Origin of the sequence: Herpetosiphon gulosus, from assembly GCF_039545135.1 — a bacterium.
Taxonomy (GTDB): Bacteria; Chloroflexota; Chloroflexia; order Chloroflexales; family Herpetosiphonaceae; genus Herpetosiphon; species Herpetosiphon gulosus.
The window spans coordinates 28,248-49,675 of record NZ_BAABRU010000003.1 but is presented as its reverse complement, the minus strand read 5'-3'; the positions used below and the strand labels follow the sequence as shown (position 1 = coordinate 49,675).

Genomic DNA, 21,428 nt, shown 5'->3' with positions numbered 1-21,428 from the left:
GGGCTATCCTTGGGCTTAGAGGAATTGTACAAAGGTGAGACCGCGAACTGCTTCAATAATTGGGTCGAGCACCAACGGCGGGTACAAACCAATTACTAAGCAAACTCCCAGCAAAGCCACGGCCACAGCGGTTGCACCCAATGGTTCGGTGCGTTGTGGCGGTGGTGGAGGTAGCCCCAAGCCGCGAAAATCGGTTAAATCTTCTTCGGGCATGGCCGCTGGCGCACGACCCAAGAAATGATCACGCAATACCAAGGCAAAAGCATAGGCTCCCAACATCGTGGCAATCAACAAGGCAATTAGATAGCCGCGACCTTCCTCAGCAGCTCCTTGGTAGAGCAAGGTACGGCTGGCAAAGCCATTGAATGGTGGAATGCCAAGCAAGGCCAAAACGCCGCAAATAAACACGCCACTAGCCCATGGCCGCCGTCGCAACCAGCCATCGCCAGCCGCCGCGCGAGTAGGCTCAGGCCGCTCTAGCAGCGCTACAGCTGTCCACAGCACCACGCTCAAAACCAGTTGGTTGAAGGCTTGGAACAGCGCTCCGGTCAAACCAGTCGTCGAAGAAACCACGCCGAACAACATCATGCCACTGTCGGAAATCAACAACATGGCCAAAAAGCGCCGTAATGATGGACGTTCGTGGATGGCCAGCAAACTACCGCCAATCGCTGAGCCAAGAGCGAAAAAGCGTACCAAGCGCAATCGCCCAGGATCAAGCGTCAACAAGCCTGGTGCTAGCAAAAATTGAAAAGCTGAAACCAAGAAGAGCAATGCTGCCAAATTGATCATACCAATCAAAATGCCGACCAGTGGCGGCGAATCTTCAAGCAAATCGGGCAACCAGCTATGAAACGGAATAATTGCCAAACGCAGGCTGATACCGACGATCAACAAAGCCAATAATGGTCGCGCCAACGAGGTGGTGCTCAAACGATCGGGGGTATTTTCGAGGTCGGCCAGCACAAAACATAAAGCCAGCAAAACTCCCGCCAACAACATCAATACCAAGTAGCGCAAACCACTGCCAATCGCCCGACCACGCAGCAAGGTTGAGCTGCCAATTGGCAAATCGACTTGAGCCAAAATAATCGCCAAGCCCGTGGCCAGTAGTAACAGCGTGATCAAAAACGGTGATTGAACATCGATCGTTAGGGCTGCGTTGATCAAACTAAAAATGATCAGGCCAATCACCACGAAATTTTCGCCATGGGCAACCCGCGTTGCCACAATGAAGGTGATTGCAAAGCTGCCTGCGACCGCTAACAAAAACAAGCGGTTGATTTCGCGCACCGTCATGCTCACGCCAACAATGCTCAGTGGCTGGTCAACTGGCACTTGCCAAATCACCCAACCGAGCAAAATTGTTGTGCCAATTGCCAAAATTTGGACTAACCCTTGTTGTTGGCGCAAGGCAAAACAGACCGCCGCCATGACCAATGGCAAGCAAAACATCAGCAAAAAGGTCATTTCAGGCGCTCCGTTTCACTGAGATTCAAGGTTTTGAAGCGGCCATAGAGCAAGCCGCTGAGGTAGGCAATCGCCAAAGCCAAGAGCAGAGTAACCAAACTGAGTGTTCCCAGCGCCAAAATATTAATCCGGTTGGCCAAGGTGGTGTAGAGCAAATCGAGGCCGCTGAGGCAGAGCAACAAGCCTAGCCCAATTTTCAAAATATCGGTTGCGAGCACCAAGCTAATCAAGCCAATGAACACTTGCCAATACCACATAAAATCGATCGCCCGCGCCAAACCCACTTGGTCGGGATACATTTCAACCGCTAATGGCAACACGCGGGGCAAGAAGAAACTGGCCAAGCCAACCAACACGGTTGACCAGATTGGCACAATGTAATCGCCGAATTTACGATTTTCTTGGCTGCTGGCGCGTTGAGCTACCCGTGCCGCCCGCCGTAGTTCAGCCAAGGAAAATTCATCAAGATCTTCAAGCCCATATTCGCGCGAGAAGGTTAGCGCGGTAATGCCGAGAATAATCGCTACACCAATGCCAGTAATCAATTTGATAAACACTAGCGAGCTAAACTGCCGTCCAGCAATCACCAAATCTGGCACGACAAATTGCTGTTGGGCAATAAACAAGCCTTGGGCAATATAATTAACCAAGATCGCAATCAGGCTAAAGCGCCAATCACGCATAATCGCGATGACTGCGCCGCTGGCTACCAGCAATGTAATTAAAATCCAGATGGTGATTGTCATAGGCTGTTTATGCTTGTCACGGCGAGTGACCAAGCTTCCTCTATTGCATTAATAACAGGACAATTGTTAGGGCCGCGATCAGAATTCCAGTTAGATAGTAGCGTCCGCTGAAGAATTGCAAAACCCAGGCGATTCGGCTACTGAGGCTTTGCAAGATGCCATGGCTTTGACGCAAGGCTGGCCGTGGGTTACCCAAAACGGCGATCCCACTAAGCATGCGGCTGCTTGCTGCTGGCAAATGGGCTGTACCGTCATCGCGATCGGGCTGTTCGCCACCATTCCAAGGCATAATTGCCTGACGTTGTGAGCGAAAACATCCAAAGAGTAACAGGATAAAGCCAAGTGCCAAACTGCCGCGCAAGCCCCAACTCATGCTCCCAAGATCATCCATTGGACTAGGCACTGCTTGCAACGTGCGCAAGGTTGGTTGCAACAACCACACCAACATTTCGGGAGCCAAACTGAGGCCAATCAAAGGCAAGCTCAAACCGAGCAATAAACCATCATTGGCTCGACCAGCATCAACTGGGGTAACAGGTCGTTGCGGATCGACCCGCCAAAACAGCGCATTCGAGCCAATAAATGAGAGCAAGAGCAAACCACTGCTAACGAAAAAGACTCCCATGCTCCAACCGCCAGCGCCCGTATAATCCATCAGCCAGCGGCGTGCCCAAAAGCTTGGCAATGCAGGCAAGCCCACGGCGGCGGCGGTCGCAAGCGCATAGGCTAAACCAGCGGCGCGTAATGGTGCGCCTAAGGCTGGTTGTTTGGCGATCAAGTCGCTGCCACTGCGGCGTTCCAACGTGCCCAAGGCCATGGCTCCGAGCATGGTTGCTACCAAGGTTGTGACCGTGATTGTGAGAGTTGCCATCACTACGGCAGTGTTATGCTCGCCGCCGAGTGGCAGATTTGGCTCGTAGCGACCCAAGGCCATGGCCACATTGCCCCATTGCGCGACTGCTTGCCAACCAACCAAGGGGCCAAAGCGGGTTGCGCGTAAGGCATAGGCTGCGCCAACGATGCTGGCCAAAGCGCCAACATAGCTCAAGGCGGCAAACCATGCTTCCGGCCATGTGCCAAGATTCAGCCCGAAGAAACGCAAAAATGTGTAGACCGCCAAAACTGGCACGCCTGCACTGATGATCAAACCATGCAAAGCTGGTGTAGTATCTTCATCGTCGCTCAGCACGCGGCCAAATGGCGGGAAGCCGAGCGCAATGCCAACCCCAACAGCCAGCGGCAACCAGGTGCGCAAATATTGACCAACCCCAATATCGGCCATCACAAACGAGCCATCAAGCACGTCTTCGGGGCGCACCGATTGACTGAGCACCGCGACCAAAATTGCGAAGCCGCTTAATCCGCTCATGCCCAAGGCCGAAGGTGTACGCTGATCATCGCTGCCCACAACTTGGCGAGCCAGGGTGCTGCCCAATAAGGCTAAGCCCCAGCCAAAGGCCAACAACAGCAAATCGCCAGCTAAAATGCCCAGCAAACTGCCAAACACCATAATTGCAATGCCCGACCAGAGCCGACCATAACCAACCAAGCCGCGCCCCAAGGCCAAGGCCAAGTGGGCAAAGCCAATGCTGGCGAGCAATAAAGTGATTGCAGCAAACAGTAAGCTCAAGCCATCAAGGTGCAAGGTTAGCAGCGAGCGCATCAGCGGGTTGGGGCCAACCCCATAGCTGCTTAGCCAAGCGCGTTGCCCAACATCGAGTGGTAAATCGCCTTGGGCGAGCCACCAAACAATTGCCAGCGCCACTAGGGTCAAGCCACTAGCGATTAAGCCCAACAAGCGCGTGCGCAAACGCTGACCAGTTAACCAACTGACCAAAGCGATGATCATCAGCAGCCCAAAGGGCGCAAGGGTGAGGAGTGTTTGTCCGTTCATGCGTTATTCTTCGCTACAGGCAGTGCATGCACTTGCCGAGGCGATAATTAAGGGTGCGTCGTCGATGTTCATTCCGGCCAAGATTGTGCGGGCAATCAAGCGATCAAATTGGCGTGGTGCATCGATCCGCACGCTGGTTAATTTGACCCCGTTGCTTTGGACGGTATAGCGTAGCGTGCCTCGCGCCGATTCGATATTCGAGGTAACGCTGCCTTGGGGTACGCTGTCGGGTGCATTGCCAGCCCAATCGCCGCTGGGCAAATTGGCTAGCACACGAATTGCCAATTTAAGGCTTTCAAAGGCTTCTAGCGAGAAAATCACTAAACGGGCATACACGTCGCCACGCTCTTGGGTTACGCGACTAGGTGGAAACTGCGCATAAGCGCCATAGGCTCGATCAATTCGGGCATCAAAGCCGATGCCTGCGGCTCGTGCCATTGGCCCACGTACCCCAAATTGTTCAGCGGCCTCGCGACTGAGCACGCCAACACCCACGCAGCGCCGCAACACCCCACGATGATCGATAAAGCGATCAACGAAGCGATACATCAAGCGTTCGAGGCGGCGAAATTGTAAGGCCATCGATTCTTGTTCGCTGCTGCTGAGATCTTGGCGCACGCCACCTGGCACAATATAGTTGGGCGGCGAACTGGTGCCGCATAAGTGTTGCATTACTTCAAATAAGCCATGATGCAGTTTTTGCACATGGTCAGCATCGCGTTGCAAGCCCAAAATCGTCAGTACTTCTTTCATTGTGCTGAGATGGACGGTGGCGCGTTCGACTTCGCAGGCGAGCAAACGCAAGGCAGCGGCTCGTTCCGAAGCATTAATTTTAAGTAGTTGTTCGAGTGCCAAGCAAAATCCCAGCGAGTGGGCATGGCTATCAGCGGCACAAATATGGCTCACAAGGTGCAATCCCTGAGGAATGGTGGTGCGCGTCAAACGCTCGCTAATGCCGCGATTGGTGTAGCCATCACGAAATTCAACATCAGCAATCTGTTCGCCCTCAACCCGTAAGACCATGCGCATCGGGGTTTGCCAGTCGGGGTGAAACGGGCCAAGCGGTAAAACGTAGCTCAAACTCAATGCCTCACACAGATCACGAACCATCAACCCTGCCGATTATAGCATAGGCTTCTCGATACTGTGGAATTGTTTGGCAAATGGCGCTCCTGCCGCAACAACAGCGCCATTACGATTAAGCTAAGGGGAAGTTTTTAATCACCAGGAAGATGCCGAGGGCAATTACGAAGAAGGCAAAACTGCGTTGTAGGGTTTGAACTTGGATTTTTTGAGCGAAGCGTGTGCCCAGCAAGTTGCCAATCACGCCGCCGCTAATAATCAGGCCAATCAGCGTCCAATCAAAATGGCTGCCTTGCAAATGGCCCAAAATGCCAGCGCTACTGTTTAATGCAATCACAATCAGCGATGAGCTAATGGCGGTGCGCATTGGCATATGCAGCAACAACACCAAGGCTGGCACAATCAAAAATCCGCCGCCAACGCCCAAGAATCCAGTCAAAAAGCCAACGCCTAGCCCACCCATAACCACTGCTGGCCAAGCGATCGTTTGTTCGTCGGTTTTGGCTTGTACCTTGGGTCGTAACATCATACTGCCGATGATCAGCATTAGGCTACCAAACATCGTCAAAAGCCAAACCTCTGGAATGTATTGTGAAACTCGTGCGCCCAAAAAGGCTGCGCCCAAACCGATGCCGCCAAATACAAAAGCATGGCGCAACATACACGGGCCGCGCCGACAATTTAGCCATGCCCCAAAAGCGGCGTTCAAACCAACAATCACCAATGAACTGGTGGTTGCGTCGTGAGCGCTTAGTCCAAGCACATATACCAAGGCTGGTACGGTCAAAATCGAGCCGCCGCCGCCCAACATTCCTAAGGTGAGGCCGATGCTAGCGCCGACCAACAGCGCTAGCCCAATCAAACTAATACTCATGATCTGGTTGGTATCCTCTTGCTAGCGCTCTTCAGGTAAGCCAGCTTTGCTCCAAGCCAGCATGCCGCCACGGGTGTTGTAGATGTTGATCCAACCGTTGCTCTCAAGCCATTGGGCGGCCATGCTGCTGCGTTGGCCTGAGCGACAAACTACGACAACTGGACGATCATGCGGAATTTGATTGCGATAATTGTTGAGCTGGCTCAAGGGCATCAAATTGCTGCCTTTAATATGGCCCGTGGCATATTCGGCTGGCTCACGTACATCGATCAAAAAGATCGTTTGTTGGTTGGCCCACACTTGTAGCTCTTGAACACTTAATTCGTTGATCATACGTGACGCTCCTTTTGCAATTGATACCAACCATTCCAACCGTCGCTCATCTCAACCATGGCTTGGCTGAAATGTGGTTTGAGCAAACTCATGGCGATTGGCGAACGCCCGCCCGCCTGACAATGCACAATCAAAGGTTGATCATTAGGAATTTCGGCGATGCGCTTGGGTAATTCATTTAATGGAATATTGACCGCTTTTGCTCGGTGACCGTTGGCATATTCCTCGGGCGTGCGCACATCGAGCACAAACGCTTGCTCAAGTTGTTCGCGCAAATTAGCAGCTGACACCCGTTGATAGCTTTGAGCTGGATTGGTTTTGAGCCATTTGGCTAGTACATCGGGCGTGATGTAGCCCTCAATTTGATCGATTCCGATCATGCTTAGCTCAGTTTGGGCGGTTTTGGCCGCTTCGGCAGTGCCAATTAACACAACCTTGCTTGCGACAGGGACAAACCAACCAGCCCAACGATTGAGCATTGCGCCGCTGGTCAGGCTGAGTGCCCCTGGAATGCTGGCTTGGGCAAAATCATTGGCCGAGCGCAAATCGACAACTAAGCGATTGTCGAGCTTAATTTCGGCAAGGCTGAGGGCTGGCAAACGTTGTGGGCGCAACTCAGGCCCATCGCGGTTGATGCGCTTCATCGCAGCGAAATAGGGCGGTGGCGTTGGCTGGCCATCAAGCACGGCGGCCACAAAATCAGCCTCGTCGCGATATTTGAAAGCCCAATTAACTTTCTTTTCGTAGCCCAAGGTACTTTGCGGCACGGCTCCCAGTGCTTTGCCACAAGCGCTGCCCGAACCATGGCCCGGCCAAACTTGCAAGAAATCGGGCAAGGTATAGACCCGCTGCAACGATTTGAATAAATCTTTGGCTCCGGCCTCGCTCGTGCCTTGAATTCCAGCGGCTTTTTCGAGCAAGTCGGGGCGGCCAACATCACCAACAAACAACAAATCGCCGGTGAAAATGCCCATTGGCTCATCACCAGCAGGCGTGTCGGTGAGCATAAAAATCACATGTTCTGGCGTATGGCCTGGGGTGTGCAAGACCTCGATCTTCAAATTGCCAACCATCCAGCTATCGCCATCGTTGATCAATTGCACATTGGGGGTGCTACTAGCAAAAGCATATTGCCAAGCCGCTGTGCCTGCTGCCGAAAGATATAATTTTGCGCCTGTGATCTGAGCCAACTCGCGACTGCCCGAGACAAAATCGGCGTGAATATGGGTTTCGGTGATTGCGCTAATCCGCAAACCAGCCGCTTGCGCTGCATTCAAATAGACTGCACCATCACGATGCGGATCGATGACTAAACCTTCGCCAGTTTTTTGGCAACCAACTAAATAACTTGCTTGGGCTAAACCATCGTGATACAACCGTTGGAAAAACATAGACAACCCTCCATTTTGCTGTTACATATTCTTGATGCGTTTGCTTGTACAATGGTTACATGATTGGTTTGCAGTTAAGGAATTGCGATGCAAAAGCCATGGGAAATTGATGCCACCTACTATCAAGAGGAATCAGAGTTGATTCAGGCCTTGCGGCGGCGTGAGCGCATGGCTTGTACTTGCCTGCTAAAACGCTATGCTTCACGTTTGTATCATGTGGCGCTCCGCATGGTGGGTGATGCCGATGAAGCCGAAGATGTAATTCAAGAGAGCTTTATTGAAGCCTGCCGTAAAATCGAGCAATATCGTGGCGATGGTGCGTTGGGCGCGTGGCTCCAACGGATTGTGGTCAATACCTGTTTTATGCGGTTGCGGCGTAAGCGAGCACAAACCGTGCCAATCGACGAGCAGTTTGATCTGGAGAGTGCCAGCCCACGGCCTGAATTATGGGTTTTGGATCGTGAGTTGAGTGCTGAATTACGCAGCGCGATCGAGCAATTGCCCGAAAGCTTGCGGACGGCCTTGATTGCCCGTGATATTGAGCATTACAGCACCGAGGAAGCTGCCAAATTATTGCAGATAACACCCTCGGCGTTGAAAGTGCGGTTACATCGAGCGCGTGCCGCCTTGCGCGAGATTTTGGCTCAGGGCAGCGAAACGGCTGAGCCAGCGATCGATCATCTGACCGATCAGATGTTGGAAACACTATGCACCGCTGAACCTAGCCCGTCAATAGCCCGCCAGTCATCGAAATAGCGGGCTGGTGATTGGCTGTTGAGGATCGGCAGCGAGAACTATTAGGCCTCGTAGCTTAGAGTAATAACCAAATTCCGCATTTAGGCAATCCAAGGGGTTGCCTTTTGATTTAACGCAGAGGTGCAGAGTATGCATGAAGGGTGGGTCTATCATTCGCTTATCACTTGGGTATGATTGTTGGGCAATGCTTGGGCTACTACAGTGCAGCTAGCCCCAAATAATGCTGCGGAGAGACGTTAATTTGATTGGCATTATTTAGGGTATCTACGAAAATGAGTATTGACAGAGGTTTAAACAAGTGGGACAAAATCATTAAAGCCTGTTGATTTGAGAACATCAACAGGCTTCGGATGAGTTTAGGCGGCGCTATTGGCATCTTGGCGTAGTGGCAAGAGCGGCACAATATCTTCTGGTTCTAACGAAGGGTGAATATACATAATCGCACCACGTGGTGCATGGCGAATCGAGCCACGCGAATTGGCGATCAAAATAATTTCTGCATCGTCGCATTGATCGAGCCAACGAATTAAGCCAGGGGTGCAGATACTTGCATCGACAAAAATCCGCTCGGGAACAAATTGTTGAAAGCATGCATTGATCATGCGTGGCGTTGTCACCATTAATGGCATGGCCAAAACTTCAAAACGGTCGATAAACCGTTGGCGAAGCTCATTACTCTCCGTGATCAAAACGACCATCTGGTGCTCCTAGTTCCTCAGCATGGCTGGGTGAGGTAAAAATGTTTGCCACATAGCCAAAGAGTTCTACGTCGCAAAACATCGTCAACGATGCCCTTCCGAAGAACGTACATGAATATTGGTAAAGAATTAAGTATCAAGTGTTGAATAAATGCATTTGCATTATAGTAGTAGCTTTAGCTGCTTACGCCACCAAAAAGCTAGCATAAAGGTACTATCTTGATTTAGGTCATGGCTTTTGAAAATGAGGGATACGCCCACGCTCAAAAGATCCCCCACATAGGTATTTGGCTCATCCTAGGTTTGATCATACTAAGACTAGAATAGGGTTTTTAGCTGATTTAACCGTTGAATCATTCAGGTGCATATATGAGCTACTCCCTAGGCACATTGGATGCAAGAGGGGAGTTTAAGAGAGTAGCCCGATAGTCCTAGATAGCACTAGTTCTGTAGCTATATGATTATTTGACAATTGCTGGTAGGTAGATAGCTTGACGCTCTTGGTGTTGTAATAGAATGTTGGGATCGCCCAAAAGAATCGAGCTTTGCAGGCTATCTTGGCAACAACCGCCATCGCTGAATAAGTGTAATAAGCCTGCTAGTACTCCCGTACCAATTTGTGTTTGGCGCGGGTTGCTCCACATGCGTTGCCACCAGCCTTCATTGAGTAGATCATGACCATGGGCCACGCCTAACCCTGATGAACCCCAAGTGGCAATTGCTCCACCATGCGGTTGTAACACCAAACGTTCATCGAGGCTCGTCCCACTCCATGCGGGAGTTTGAAAGGCGCTCGTCAAACAGGTCATCTCCAAGATCATCGGCAAGGCTGGGCTATTTTGCAAGCGGTCACTGTCATACAAACTCAACAGGTAGGGCTGGCTATTACTCAAATCGGTAATCGCCCATTGATATTGATGGCTATGCCCAACGTAGGTCACTACCGCCGCGCCTTGATTGAGTTGATCAAAGGTTTTTTGACGGGCTTGGTCGGCGTTGGTAATCCGCCAAGGATCAGTTTGCGGTAGACCGTTGTTCGTTTTACGCCAAGGATCGTAATAGATGCGCTGAATATCCAACTGACTTGGTTGATAACTAAGCATGGCATCGCTGAGCGCCGCAAAATCGCCTGCATAATCGGCCTGACCACTGGCCGTTTTGTAGTTATCGGCAATATATACTTGACGCGAACGCCAACGAACATCGATTATCGCATTTTCGTAGGCGCTGATTTTGTTGATTAAATTGCTAAGTTCGGCGCTGGTTTTGGCTGGCAAGCGCCCAATTTGCAAGTCGGGCATTGGGTCATCTAAGGGATTTGCACCATCAAGCTGGACAAAACAGCTGTCGCAGGCGATTTCACCAAGCCATGGGTCGGTGTAAGCAGGCAATGGTGGAAGCATATTGGGATTGTTACGACCGAGATAATTCAGCGGATCGATCGTGCCATCACCAATCAGCACCAACGATTCTGGTGCTTGCGGCCATGTGCTGGCGAGGTAGCGCATAAAATTACGAATCGCCAACGGGTCAACATTGCCACTACTCCAACGATCATAAATCGCCTGCACATCGACCAATAATGGTTGTAAACCTTGCTGTTGACGACGATTGATCAATGGTTGGACGAGGCTATGCCATTGTTTGGGCGCAAGATAGATTGTTTTGGCGGGTGTGGCCCAATTAATGATGGCGCTAGGTTGGATGCTGGACTGCGGAATGTTGGCAGGGTTGACCAGCAGATAATCACCTGGATTGGCGGCCAGCGTATTATTTTGAAATTGCATGCGCTGCGGATGCCATGGATTGCTCACGTTATAGCTGACTGCTTGGTTGGGTTGGTTGCTAATTTGATAATTGGCTTTACGTAATGCTTGCCATTGAAACGATTGATAGTTGGCATTGAGCTGCACAGGCCGCTGCCAAACCAGCCGATCAAGTGAAATGCCGCTGATTTGTTGGGTGTTGGCGATTGCCAGTTGTAGGTTTTGGCTTGGCGCAAGTTGGGCCGATTTAGTGAAAATACCGCTATTCAAACTAAGATTGATGCGTTGGCCGCTAGTAATTGCCACGCTAGTAGCAGCGCTGGTATAGACGATGCCATTCAAGGTAACTGTGCTTGGGCCAGTCGCCAGTGGCAAGGTGCTGGTGAGCCAAATTTGCTGAGTGATTGGGTTGAGATCTGGCCCTGCTTTTAAATCAGCGCTAAACCAATGGTCGCCATCAGTGCCAGCCTGCAACGAATCGTAGATTTTGGGGGCATACCAAATATTGGTTTGGTAGGCTTGGGTGCTGGTTGGCAAGCCTGTTGGATCGATTGTGCTTTGCTGAATTTTTGGGCTGCTGTGGGCGGCCCCGATTTTGAGCCATAAACTACTGGTAGCATTCCAACGGTCGCCAAGGTTAGGCAAATAAAACCAAATTGCATCGTTGCGATCAAAGCTGCCATCAAGCGTGCCTTGCTCCTCGATTGCTAGTTGTTGATTTTTATACCACAGTTGCAGGCTATAGCGTTCGAGTGTCGCGAGGTTGATGCCTGCTTGCTCTAAACTTGCGCCTGTTAATTGTTGCATGCCTGCTTGGCTGACGGTGACGCGCCAGCCTTGGCCTGGTTGTGGGCTGGGCACGCTTTGGGTTAATTGAAATGGCTGATCGATCAAGCGATTTGGATCATTCAACAATTGAGCATTACTAACATGGACGGTGGCTTGAGTAATGGTTTGTTGGTTGAATGTCGTTTGGGGTTGGAGCACGACGAGGCGTTGGCCACGAAAACGCCCTTCACGCAACACAATCACTGGTGCTGGCAAATTGGCAAGTTTATCGATGCTTTGGTGATCGAGACTGAGCGCTTGGAGCGTTGGCTGAAATTGCCAAGCATCACCCACTAAAATGGCAAATGGCCGCACTGCTTTGGCTGATTGCCATTCGATTTGCAGGCCATTGGGGGTTTCATTAATGGTTGCGCGAGTGTGAATTGCTGGTTGAGCCGAGGCATGCTGTGGTGGATTGAAGGCGAACGAACAAAGAATGCCAAAAAGAGCAAGATAACGCCACATATGCCACAATCCTCAGTATAAAAATCAAGGGCTGACTCGCATGATGCCAGCCAGCCCTTACCGACGCGATTACCGAGTGGTCATTGGTGCGAAGATGCGATAACTATTGGCTTGGGTGCCATTGGTGCTGGCTGGGCCATACTCGTTGGTTGTGCCATCGAGTTCGGTTTCCACCAACCAATAGCTGTAGTTGCTACTAGCATCGACGTTGGTATCGATCCAGCGATAGCTTGCGCCACCGCTACGGCCTTGAGCAGCGATCATGCTGCTGGTGACGCGCACTGCATTGGCGCGATTGCCATCGCTGCTACGATACAGGTGGAAGCCTAAGGTCTTCGATTCGCTGACGGTTGTCCATTGAACAACCACATTTCCTGCTTCACGAATTGCACTGAAATCAGCCAACTCGATCGCGTTGGGTGTGGTTACCCCAGCGTAAATTGTGCCATTGTTAGCGCCTGGAACCAAGACAATGATCTCGCTCAAGCCAGTGTTGGGGTCAACATCGCTATCGCTGGCATCATTGCCCATATCATCGTGGGTAAAGACGAAGCCTGGAGGCAAGTTGTCGAAGCCAACCAGATAGCTGCCTGGAGGCAAGTTAGTGAATTGGTAGCCGCCGTTGGCATCGGTGGTCGTGCTGATGATCGCCGTACCATTGATGTCGTAGAGGGTCACAATCACGCCTGGAACGCCGCTATCGCCTGGTGTATATTGACCATCAGCATCGGTATCGTACCAAACGATACTACCAAGGCTGGCTGGCATAAATACCCCAAAGTCGATGCTCAAGTTGCTGTTGGCGCTGCTATCACCATCGTTGGTTGGTTCGTTATTGGCCAAAACTGTGACGGCTAGGCTCTTGACTCCGCCTGCGAAGGTAATCCCGTTATCATCATCGTTAATATCATTGTCGGGATCGCTGGCTGGCTCGAATGGTGTTGGTTGAGCGCCAAAGTTGCCAGTGCTGCTGACGTAATTTTCGAGCACCGCGCCTGTGGCAAAGTTGCTACTTGGCAGAACCATGATGTAGTCGCCAGGCAGTGCACCAGTAAACAAATAGTTGCCGTTGGCATCGGTGAGGGTATTTGCAACCATTTCGCCAGTGTCTGGTTGATTATTGGCATTGGTATCGCGATAGATATCAACCGCCACATTTTCAATTCCAGCTTCACTGCCATCAACGATGCCATTATTGTTGATGTCATTCCAAACGAGGTCGCCGAAGCTGACTGGTGTGTAAACTCCAGCATCCCAACTCATGTCGTTTTCGCCAGTGGCCAAGTCGATCGCGGGAGTGATTCCCGTATTGGGGTTTACATCGCTATCAACTGTATCGTCGCCGCCAACATTTGGTAGAGTAAATTCCATGCCAACTGGTTGTTGGAATTCGATCGTGTAGCTTGCTGGAATCAAGCTGGTGAAGCTGTAAACTCCAGTTGGATCAGTCGTTTGGGTATCGACCAAGGCGTTGCTATTGTCGTAGATGCGCACGATCACGCCGCTAACGCCTGGCTCAGTACCATCTTGGATGCCGTCGCCATCTTGATCTTCCCAAACCAAGTTGCCAACACTGGCTAATTCATAGATGCCTGCGTCGATGGTTGGGTTGTTCTCAGCCGAAGCCAAGGTAATTAGTGTGCTCAAGCCGTTGACTGGGTTAGCATCGCTATCGATTGTATCGTTTGCACCAACATTAGCTTGGCTGAAGTTGTAGTTGGCAGGCTTGGTGAACTCGACATAATAGCCGATGCCTGGCATCAAGTCAGTGAATTGATAGTTGCCATTGATCGTGGTAGTCGTGTCGATTACCACATTACTGCTATCAAGCAAGTTGACCGTCAAGCCATTCACGCCAGTTTCGCCGCTATCTTGGATGCCGTTGATGTTGGTATCGTACCAAATGGTGTCGCCTAAGCTAGCCAATTGATACAACCCTGCATCAATATTTGGATTAGAATCGCCGCTGGCAAGCGTGACCGTTGCTGCTTGACCAGTGGTTGTGTCAGCGTCACTATCAACTGTTGGGTCGCTGCCTGCGCCTTGTTGGGTGAAGAAGTAGCCGCTAGGAGCGACAAATTCAACCAAGTAGGAGTTTGGCGGCAATTGACCAAAGAAGTAATCGCCCATAGCTCCAGTGAAGGTGCTGCTAATTGCTGCGCCATCAGGTGTGCCATCGGTGTTGTTGTCGATGTACAAGCGCACGCTGACATTGGCAATGCCCTGTTCGCCGCCATCTTGAATCCCATCAACATCAAGATCATGCCAGACATAGTTGCCTAAGCCAGCCAATTGATAAATCCCAGCATCGATCGTGTCGTTATATGTGCCAACATTGATCGTGACCAAGCCACTACAACCAGTGATTTGGTTGGCATCACTGTCGTTTGCAGGGTTGCCACCAAGGTTTGGTTGGGTAAAGACATGGCCTGCTGGCAAGTCGCTGAACTTGACCAAATAGCTGCCTGGTTGTAAATCGCCAAAGCTATAGTTGCCTGTGCCACTGGTGATTTGGCTGCCGATCACTACATCATCGGCGGTACATGGTTGGTTATCGGGGCCAGGCGTGTAGAGGGTTACAGTTACGCCGCCAACGCCATTTTCCGTGCCATCTTGAATGCCGTTGCCATTGGTATCGAACCAGACATAATTGCCCAAGCCGCCCAAGGTAAAGACCCCAAAGTCGAGCGAACGATTGGTATTTGGGTCGGTATCGCCATCGTTGGTTGGCTCGCTGCCAGCATTCAAACTGATCGCGTTGCTGGCGATGACCCCAGTTGTGCCCAGTGTGCCAATCGTCGTGCCATTATCATCATTGTTGATGTCGTTGTCGGGATCGCTGGCTGGTTCGCTGCTGCCACCCGTTGAGCTAGCCCAACCTTGCAAGATATTGCCAGTCGTAAAGTTGCCCGCTGGCAAGACCACAATATAGTTGCCTGGTAAGAGCTGATCGAAATTGTACAAGCCGCCTGCGATTGTCGTGGTTTGGCGGATGAAGCTATCGCCAGCATCGAAGCTGCCGTCGCCATCATCAGCGTACAAGGCCACAGTTACGCCAGCAATGCCTGTTTCGCCACCTGAGACCAAGCCATCGTTGTTGGTATCATCCCAGACCAAATCGCCAAGGCTGAGTAATTGATAGAAACCGAAGTCAACTGTCAAGTTGCTGTTGGCATCGATCGAACCGCCAGTGCCATTGCTATCAGCTTCACTAGTTGGCTCTGCGCCTGCGGCGAGGCTGAAACAGGTGCTTTGGACGCTACCCGTTGTGCCAAGTGCGCCAACAACCGAGCCGTTGTCGTTATCGTCGCTGTTGTCGCTATCGGGATCGAGACCAGGCTCAAAGGCTCCACTTGCGGCGGCTGCACCAGTGCTACTGCTGAAGCCAACCAAGACCCCAGCACCTGTGAAGTTGCTGCTTGGGATGGCCACACAGTAATCACCAGCAAGTAAATTGTTGAACAAGTAGTAGCCGCTAGCATTGGTTTGCACGCTGGTGATCGTTGGCGCATCGGCGGCATCAATTGCGCCGCTGTTATCGCGATCCATATACAGATCGACTGTCACATTGGCAATGCCAGTTTCGCCGTTATTGCGCAAGCCATCGTTATTGGCATCGTTCCAAATCCGGTTGCCAAGGCTCAATGGTTGGAAGACCCCAAAGTCAACCGTTAAGTTGCTGAAACTATCGGGGGTGGTATCGCCACTGCCGTTGGTTTCGCCCGTTGGTTCGCTGTTGTCGGCCAAGGTTAGGCTGGCGGTTTGAATTACGCCCGTCGTCCCCAGCGTGCCGACAATTGTGCCGTTGTCGTCGTTATCAGTATTGTTATCGGGATCGGGAGCAACTTCGTAAGCTCCAGTTGAGCTACCTGCCGTACCAGTGCTGCTGGTATAGCCGACCAACGCGCCTGCGCCAGAGAAGTTGCTGGCATCAAGCTCAATCACATAGTTGCCTGCGCTAAGCACTGCAAAATGATAGTAGCCTGTGGCATTGGTGGTGGTGGTCGCCAGAATCGTGCTTGAACCTTCGCGGTACAAGTTGACGGTTACGCCACTCATGCCAGTTTCGCCAGCATTGAAGATACCGTTGTTGTTGGCATCGTTCCAAACGTAGTTACCAACCGCTAATGGTTGATATGCGCCTGCATCGACTGAATCGTCGTTTTCGCCAACACCCAAGGCGATGATTCCAGCACAGCCTGTAGCGTTTGCATCGCTATCGATTGTGTCGTCGCCACCAACGTTTGGTTGGGTGAAGACATAGCCAGCGGGTAAACCACTGAATGAGATGACATAATTGCCCGGCATCAAGCCTGCAAAGTTGTAAGCACCTGAGGCTGGCGTGGTTTGGCTGCCGATCACCAGATCATCAGTCGTACATGGCAAGTTATCAGCACCTGGGGTTGCTAATGTTACGGTGATATTGCTCAGCCCTTGCTCAGCGTTATCGAAGATGCCGTTATTGTTGGTGTCGTACCAGACCAAGTTCCCAATGCTGCCTAATGGGAAGACCCCTAAATCAAGGCTTAAGTTGGTATTTGGGTCGGTGTCGCCGTCGTTGGTTGGCTCGCTGCCAGCGTTTAATGTAATTGCTTGGCTTGCGATAACGCCAGTTGTGCCGAGTGTACCGATAGTTGTGCCATTATCATCATTGTTGATGTTGTTATCGGGATCGCTAGCAGGCTCGCTGCCGCCACCCGTTGAACTAACATGATTTTCAAGCACGTTGCCCGTGGTGAAATTGCCAGCAGGCAGCACGGCCAAGTATTCACCTGGTAAGAGATTGGCGAAGCTATAGATTCCGCTTGCATCAGTGGTGGTTTGGCGGATGAAGCTATCGCCAGTATCGAAGCTGCCGTCACCATCATCAGCATACAAATCAACGTTTACTCCAGCGATGCTGGTTTCGCCATTGTTGAACAATCCATCGTTGTTGGTATCGCGCCAAATCAAATTACCAAGGCTGGGCAATTGATAGAAGCCAAAATCAACCGTTAAGTTGCTGTTGGCATCGCTTGCGCCGCCGGTGCCATTGCTGTCGGCTTCGCCTGTTGGCTCTGCGCCTGCGGCGAGGCTGAAACATGCGCTTTGAACGCTGCCCGTCGTTCCGAGTGCGCCAACGACTGAGCCATTGTCGTTATCGTCGGCGTTGTCGCTATCGGGATCGAGGCCTGGTTCGAAGGCTCCAGTTGCGGCGGCTGCGCCCGTGCTGCTGCTGAAACCAACCAAGACCCCTGCGCCCGTGAAGTTGCTGCTTGGAATGGCGACACAATAATCACCAGCTAACAAATTGCCGAACAAGTAGTAGCCGCTAGCATTGGTTTGCACGCTGGTGATCGTTGGCGCATCGGCGGCATCAATTGCGCCGCTGCTATTGCGATCCATGTAGAGTTCGACGGTGACGTTGGCAATGCCAGTTTCGCCGTTATTGCGCAAACCATCGTTATTGGCATCGTTCCAAATGCGGTTGCCAAGGCTGAGTGGTTGATACACTCCGAAGTCAACCGTCAAGTTGCTGTTAGCATCCACGGTCGCATCGCCGCTACCATTGGTTTCACCCGTTGGTTCGGCTGCGGCAGCAAGGCTGATTGCGGCGCTCTTGATTACGCCCGTTGTGCCCAGCGTGCCAACAATCGAGCCGTTATCATCGCTATCAACATTGTTATCGGGATCGGGTGCTGCTTCGTAGGCTCCGGTTGGGCTGCCTGCTGTACCAGTGCTGCTGGTATAGCCAACCAACGCGCCTGCACCGGAGAAGTTGCTAGCATCAAGTTCAATTTCATAATCGCCAGCGCCAAGCAGGGCAAAGTGATAGTAGCCTGAGGCGTTGGTAGTGATTGTGCCAAGGATGGTGCTTGAGCCAGCGCGATAGAGCGTGACTGCTACGCCGCTGATGCCAGTTTCGCCACCATCGAACGTACCGTTATTGTTGGCATCGTTCCAGACGTAGTTACCGACCGCCAATGGTTGGAACAAACCAACATCCAAGGTGGTATCGTCGGTTGAACCATTGGCATTGTTGACAATCGTCGCACCAAGCACCCCAGCATTGCCTGGAGTTAATGTTAGTTGGGCAGTGCTGACGATTGCGCCGCTGGCTGAGCCATTATCATCATTATTAATATTGTTGTCGGGATCAGGCGCTGGCTCATAGATGCCAGTTGCACTACCAGACGTGCCAGTGCTCGAAATATAGTTGGCTGGTGGTGTGACCTCGATGTAATAATCGCCAGGCAATAAGCCAGCAAAACTATAGTTACCACCGCCAGTCGTGCTGGTACTTGCAATCAAGTTGTTTGCTGCATTGTAGAGGCCAACATTTACTCCATCGATGCCCGATTCGCCAACGTCCAATAAACCGTTATTATTAACATCTTCCCAAATGCGATTACCAACGCTCAGCTTGAAGAAACCAAAATCAACCGAGAGATTGGTGCCTGTGGCTGGTTCCGCTGGATCGGTGCTACACAAATCGGTTTCATTGGTTGGTTCATTGCCGCCAAGCGTAATCACCTGGCTCAAAACCCCATCGGTTGCGAGGATTGGGCCTTCAATCCCATTATCATCATTATCGATATCATTATTGGCACTACCGGACGTAACCGTACTGCTACGATAACCATCAAGTGCATTACCAAGCGTAAAGTTGCTGGGGTTAATCTGCACGACGTAGCTTTCGGGAGCTAAGCCATCGAAGCGATAGCAGCCAGCAGCACTGGTCGTTTGAGTGCTCAAGGCTGTGCCGCTATCGGGAATCCCGTTAGCATCGCTATCAGCAAAGAGGCTGACGCTGACACCGCTAATGCCTTGTTCGCTACCATCGAATGTGCCGTTATTGTTGGTATCGTACCAAACGCGGTTGCCTAGGCTATAGGTGGTAAAACCGATATCATAGCTATGGTTGTTATCACCAGCAACTCCAGTGTTGAACGTAATAATTGCATCAGCGCCAGTGATCGATGCATCGGAGTCGCGAACATCGCTATTCGTGCCACTATTGGCATTCGCAGCCGTCAAAACCTTGTTAGTCAGCGCTGCTTGAACTGAAGCAACCCGAATTGAATAGCCAGTTTGGTTTGGTTGTAAGCCAGCGATGTTGAAAATGGTGCTTGCTGTGCTCGTGCCAGCCAATGATGAGAAACGATAGTTACCATTGGCATCAGTTGTGGCACTACCTAATACAGTTGTGCCATCAGGCGCATATAAGCGCACAGCTACGTTGGGTAGCGCAGCTTCGTCAGCATCCTGAATCCCATCACTATCGCTATCGTTCCAAATCCGATTACCAATTTCGATTGGAGCAGCATCGCACAAGGCTTCGAGGTCGCCTAAACCACCAGCTTTGGCCAGCGTGTTAGGTTGGGCATTACTATCGTAAATGCGGTAAGCCCGAGTCCGATTACCAGTGCTGTTGTTGAGCCACAAAATTCCGCCATCGAAATATTGGGCTGAATCGAAGATTGGGTCGTAAATCGTTTGGACAATATCAGGCTTGCCTGGAATTTGCAACAAGCCACCGAGCGAGACTTCGGCATGTTCTGGGTAGTTGTCGCGGAAGTAATATTCGCCGCCGCCTGGGCCTTCGTTGGTGCCAGCGCCAGCGGTGCTGATGCTACCACAAGTCCCATTGCTTTCGAGCGTCCAGCCACTGCCATTGCTACAAGCTCGCAAAATATCGCCAGCTGAGTCGCCAATGTAGAGGGTAGTGCTGCCCGCAGTTGTATCGTTTTGGCGATAGCCCATTTGGTCGCTGAAACGGTCACGGAGACCCAAAATCATGTTGCCGTTATCAAATTCGATGTCGGTCAACATTGGTTGTGGTTGGATATACTCGCCGCCAAAGTTGGTATTGGTGACGGTGAAGTTGGTGCGCCATGGGTTCCAGTTGGCGCTAGCACAACCAGGCACAACCGCACAACCACGGGTATGGTTCAATGGGAAGTTCAAAACTTGGGTAAAGCTATCGGTGCTTGGATTAAATTGATAGACATAAGCCCGCAAATTAGCGGCACTAGCGGTTGATTGGGCCGAACAAACCATCCCAATGTAAACGAGGCCTTCGTTGACGGCCACGGCATAAGGCCGATGATCGTTTGCGGCACAATCGGTTGGGTCGGGCACGGCAAAACGGCTGATCGCAGCGGCGCTGGGGGCGGTTGGGTTTAGGCCAATTGGAATTTCATATAATTGACGATCAGCTAAGTTGATCGTCCAAAGGGTGGTTTGATCCTCGGAAATATCCATATCGCCGAGGGCAATTTTGCCAACAGGGTCCCACGCGGCTGAATCGTGGACCAGATCAGTGCCGTTGGGGTGTGGATCGGCCCCGGTAGTGCCAGCCCCAAACACGGCATTCAAATCCAGAAACAAACTGACCGTGCGAGGACTTGGGGTAATGCGGTAAATTGCGCCTGTGCCGCTTGGCCCAAAACCAACGTGGCGTTTCATGACGGCGCTGGCAAACAAGCTGCGTGATGAGCGTTGCCAAGCCAAACCAAAGGTTGGGCCAGTTTCAGCCCCGAAGGCTAAATCGGTTGGGGCTGGGCTGTCAACCCCTGGAGCTGGGCTATTGCCCGTGTTACCAGCGGTGTAGGGGAAACTGACAATCGAGTGAAAGGTTGATGAGGGAGCTTGATCTTGGCGACCCATGCTAAAACAGTTAGTTACCAAGGTTGGGTTATCTTGGCAATAATTGGCTGGGTTGTTAAAGCCCATATTGGCTGAAGCAGTGCTACCGGCAACAAACAACACGGTTGAGCCTGAATTGCTGCCCATCGGGCCAGATTTGACCGTTACGGGAGCATCACTAAACTCAACCCGATATGGGCCAGTATAGATTGGATCACTGTCGGTCAACGAGTAATTACCAGTTGCGTTGGTCGTTGTTGTGCCAACGACGGTGTTGCTGGCATTGTAGAGCGTGATGGTTACGCCGCTAATGCCTGGCTCTAAACTATCGATCACGCCATTGGCGTTGTAGTCTCGATAGGCGCGTCCGCTGATCGTGGCAGCTGCATAGGCAACTGAGCCAGCGCTCGGCAACAAAGTGATTGCGAATGCTACCAATAAGGTGCAACACACAACTAGTGTGCTGAATGAATAACGAGAGGATGCTTGCTTCATA

The 21,428-nt window shown here is 51.5% G+C and carries 11 protein-coding genes; 1 reads left to right on the top strand and 10 read right to left on the bottom strand.

Annotated elements, in window-relative coordinates:
• Positions 1-15: 15 nt before the first annotated feature.
• From ABEB26_RS04150 to ABEB26_RS04120, 7 genes are all read right to left on the bottom strand, one after another.
• Positions 16-1,470 carry a proton-conducting transporter transmembrane domain-containing protein gene (locus tag ABEB26_RS04150; RefSeq protein WP_345720694.1) on the bottom strand — a complete coding sequence of 485 codons (1,455 nt, stop codon included), beginning with the start codon at positions 1,468-1,470 and terminating at the stop codon, positions 16-18.
• Complete coding sequence (locus ABEB26_RS04145; RefSeq protein WP_345720693.1) at positions 1,467-2,216, bottom strand: hypothetical protein; 750 nt, start codon at positions 2,214-2,216, stop codon at positions 1,467-1,469. Before ABEB26_RS04145 ends, ABEB26_RS04150 begins: the two co-directional genes overlap by 4 nt.
• Before the next feature lie 40 nt (positions 2,217-2,256).
• On the bottom strand, positions 2,257-4,110 hold the full coding sequence (locus ABEB26_RS04140) for a hypothetical protein (protein ID WP_345720692.1): 1,854 nt from the start codon (positions 4,108-4,110) through the stop codon (positions 2,257-2,259).
• Between the two features lie 3 nt (positions 4,111-4,113).
• Positions 4,114-5,190, bottom strand: a complete 1,077-nt coding sequence (locus ABEB26_RS04135; RefSeq protein ID WP_345720691.1) for a hydrogenase large subunit — start codon at positions 5,188-5,190, stop codon at positions 4,114-4,116.
• Positions 5,191-5,308: 118 nt separating this feature from the next.
• On the bottom strand, positions 5,309-6,067 hold the full coding sequence (locus tag ABEB26_RS04130) for a sulfite exporter TauE/SafE family protein (RefSeq protein ID WP_345720690.1): 759 nt from the start codon (positions 6,065-6,067) through the stop codon (positions 5,309-5,311).
• A 21-nt stretch (positions 6,068-6,088) separates the two neighbouring features.
• Positions 6,089-6,400: a rhodanese-like domain-containing protein gene (locus ABEB26_RS04125; RefSeq protein ID WP_345720689.1), complete on the bottom strand. Its 312-nt coding sequence runs from the start codon at positions 6,398-6,400 to the stop codon at positions 6,089-6,091.
• Positions 6,397-7,791 carry an MBL fold metallo-hydrolase gene (locus tag ABEB26_RS04120; RefSeq protein ID WP_345720688.1) on the bottom strand — a complete coding sequence of 465 codons (1,395 nt, stop codon included), beginning with the start codon at positions 7,789-7,791 and terminating at the stop codon, positions 6,397-6,399. The genes ABEB26_RS04125 and ABEB26_RS04120 overlap by 4 nt, the downstream gene beginning before the upstream one ends.
• A gap of 87 nt (positions 7,792-7,878) precedes the next feature.
• On the opposite strand from ABEB26_RS04120, the gene ABEB26_RS04115 reads away from it, so the two are divergent.
• A complete protein-coding gene (locus ABEB26_RS04115) occupies positions 7,879-8,547 on the top strand; it encodes an RNA polymerase sigma factor (RefSeq protein WP_345720687.1) in 669 nt (222 codons plus the stop codon).
• Positions 8,548-8,903: 356 nt separating this feature from the next.
• Here ABEB26_RS04115 and ABEB26_RS04110 read toward each other — a convergent pair whose 3' ends face one another.
• From ABEB26_RS04110 to ABEB26_RS04100, 3 genes are all read right to left on the bottom strand, one after another.
• A complete protein-coding gene (locus ABEB26_RS04110; RefSeq protein ID WP_012189196.1) occupies positions 8,904-9,245 on the bottom strand; it encodes a hypothetical protein in 342 nt (113 codons plus the stop codon).
• A 461-nt stretch (positions 9,246-9,706) separates the two neighbouring features.
• Positions 9,707-12,304 carry a C25 family cysteine peptidase gene (locus ABEB26_RS04105; protein ID WP_345720685.1) on the bottom strand — a complete coding sequence of 866 codons (2,598 nt, stop codon included), beginning with the start codon at positions 12,302-12,304 and terminating at the stop codon, positions 9,707-9,709.
• A 69-nt stretch (positions 12,305-12,373) separates the two neighbouring features.
• Positions 12,374-21,427: an SdrD B-like domain-containing protein gene (locus ABEB26_RS04100; RefSeq protein ID WP_345720684.1), complete on the bottom strand. Its 9,054-nt coding sequence runs from the start codon at positions 21,425-21,427 to the stop codon at positions 12,374-12,376.
• Between the last annotated feature and the right edge of the window lies 1 nt (position 21,428).

Excerpts from the sequence above, each read along its gene's own strand:
- ABEB26_RS04150 (WP_345720694.1), bottom strand. The coding sequence starts at position 1,470 with ATGACCTTTTTGCTGATGTTTTGCTTGCCATTGGTCATGGCGGCGGTC.
- ABEB26_RS04145 (WP_345720693.1), bottom strand. The coding sequence starts at position 2,216 with ATGACAATCACCATCTGGATTTTAATTACATTGCTGGTAGCCAGCGGC.
- ABEB26_RS04140 (WP_345720692.1), bottom strand. The coding sequence starts at position 4,110 with ATGAACGGACAAACACTCCTCACCCTTGCGCCCTTTGGGCTGCTGATG.
- ABEB26_RS04130 (WP_345720690.1), bottom strand. The coding sequence starts at position 6,067 with ATGAGTATTAGTTTGATTGGGCTAGCGCTGTTGGTCGGCGCTAGCATC.
- ABEB26_RS04125 (WP_345720689.1), bottom strand. The coding sequence starts at position 6,400 with ATGATCAACGAATTAAGTGTTCAAGAGCTACAAGTGTGGGCCAACCAA.
- ABEB26_RS04120 (WP_345720688.1), bottom strand. The coding sequence starts at position 7,791 with ATGTTTTTCCAACGGTTGTATCACGATGGTTTAGCCCAAGCAAGTTAT.
- ABEB26_RS04115 (WP_345720687.1), top strand. The coding sequence starts at position 7,879 with ATGCAAAAGCCATGGGAAATTGATGCCACCTACTATCAAGAGGAATCA.
- ABEB26_RS04110 (WP_012189196.1), bottom strand. The coding sequence starts at position 9,245 with ATGGTCGTTTTGATCACGGAGAGTAATGAGCTTCGCCAACGGTTTATC.
- ABEB26_RS04105 (WP_345720685.1), bottom strand. The coding sequence starts at position 12,304 with ATGTGGCGTTATCTTGCTCTTTTTGGCATTCTTTGTTCGTTCGCCTTC.
- ABEB26_RS04100 (WP_345720684.1), bottom strand. The coding sequence starts at position 21,427 with ATGAAGCAAGCATCCTCTCGTTATTCATTCAGCACACTAGTTGTGTGT.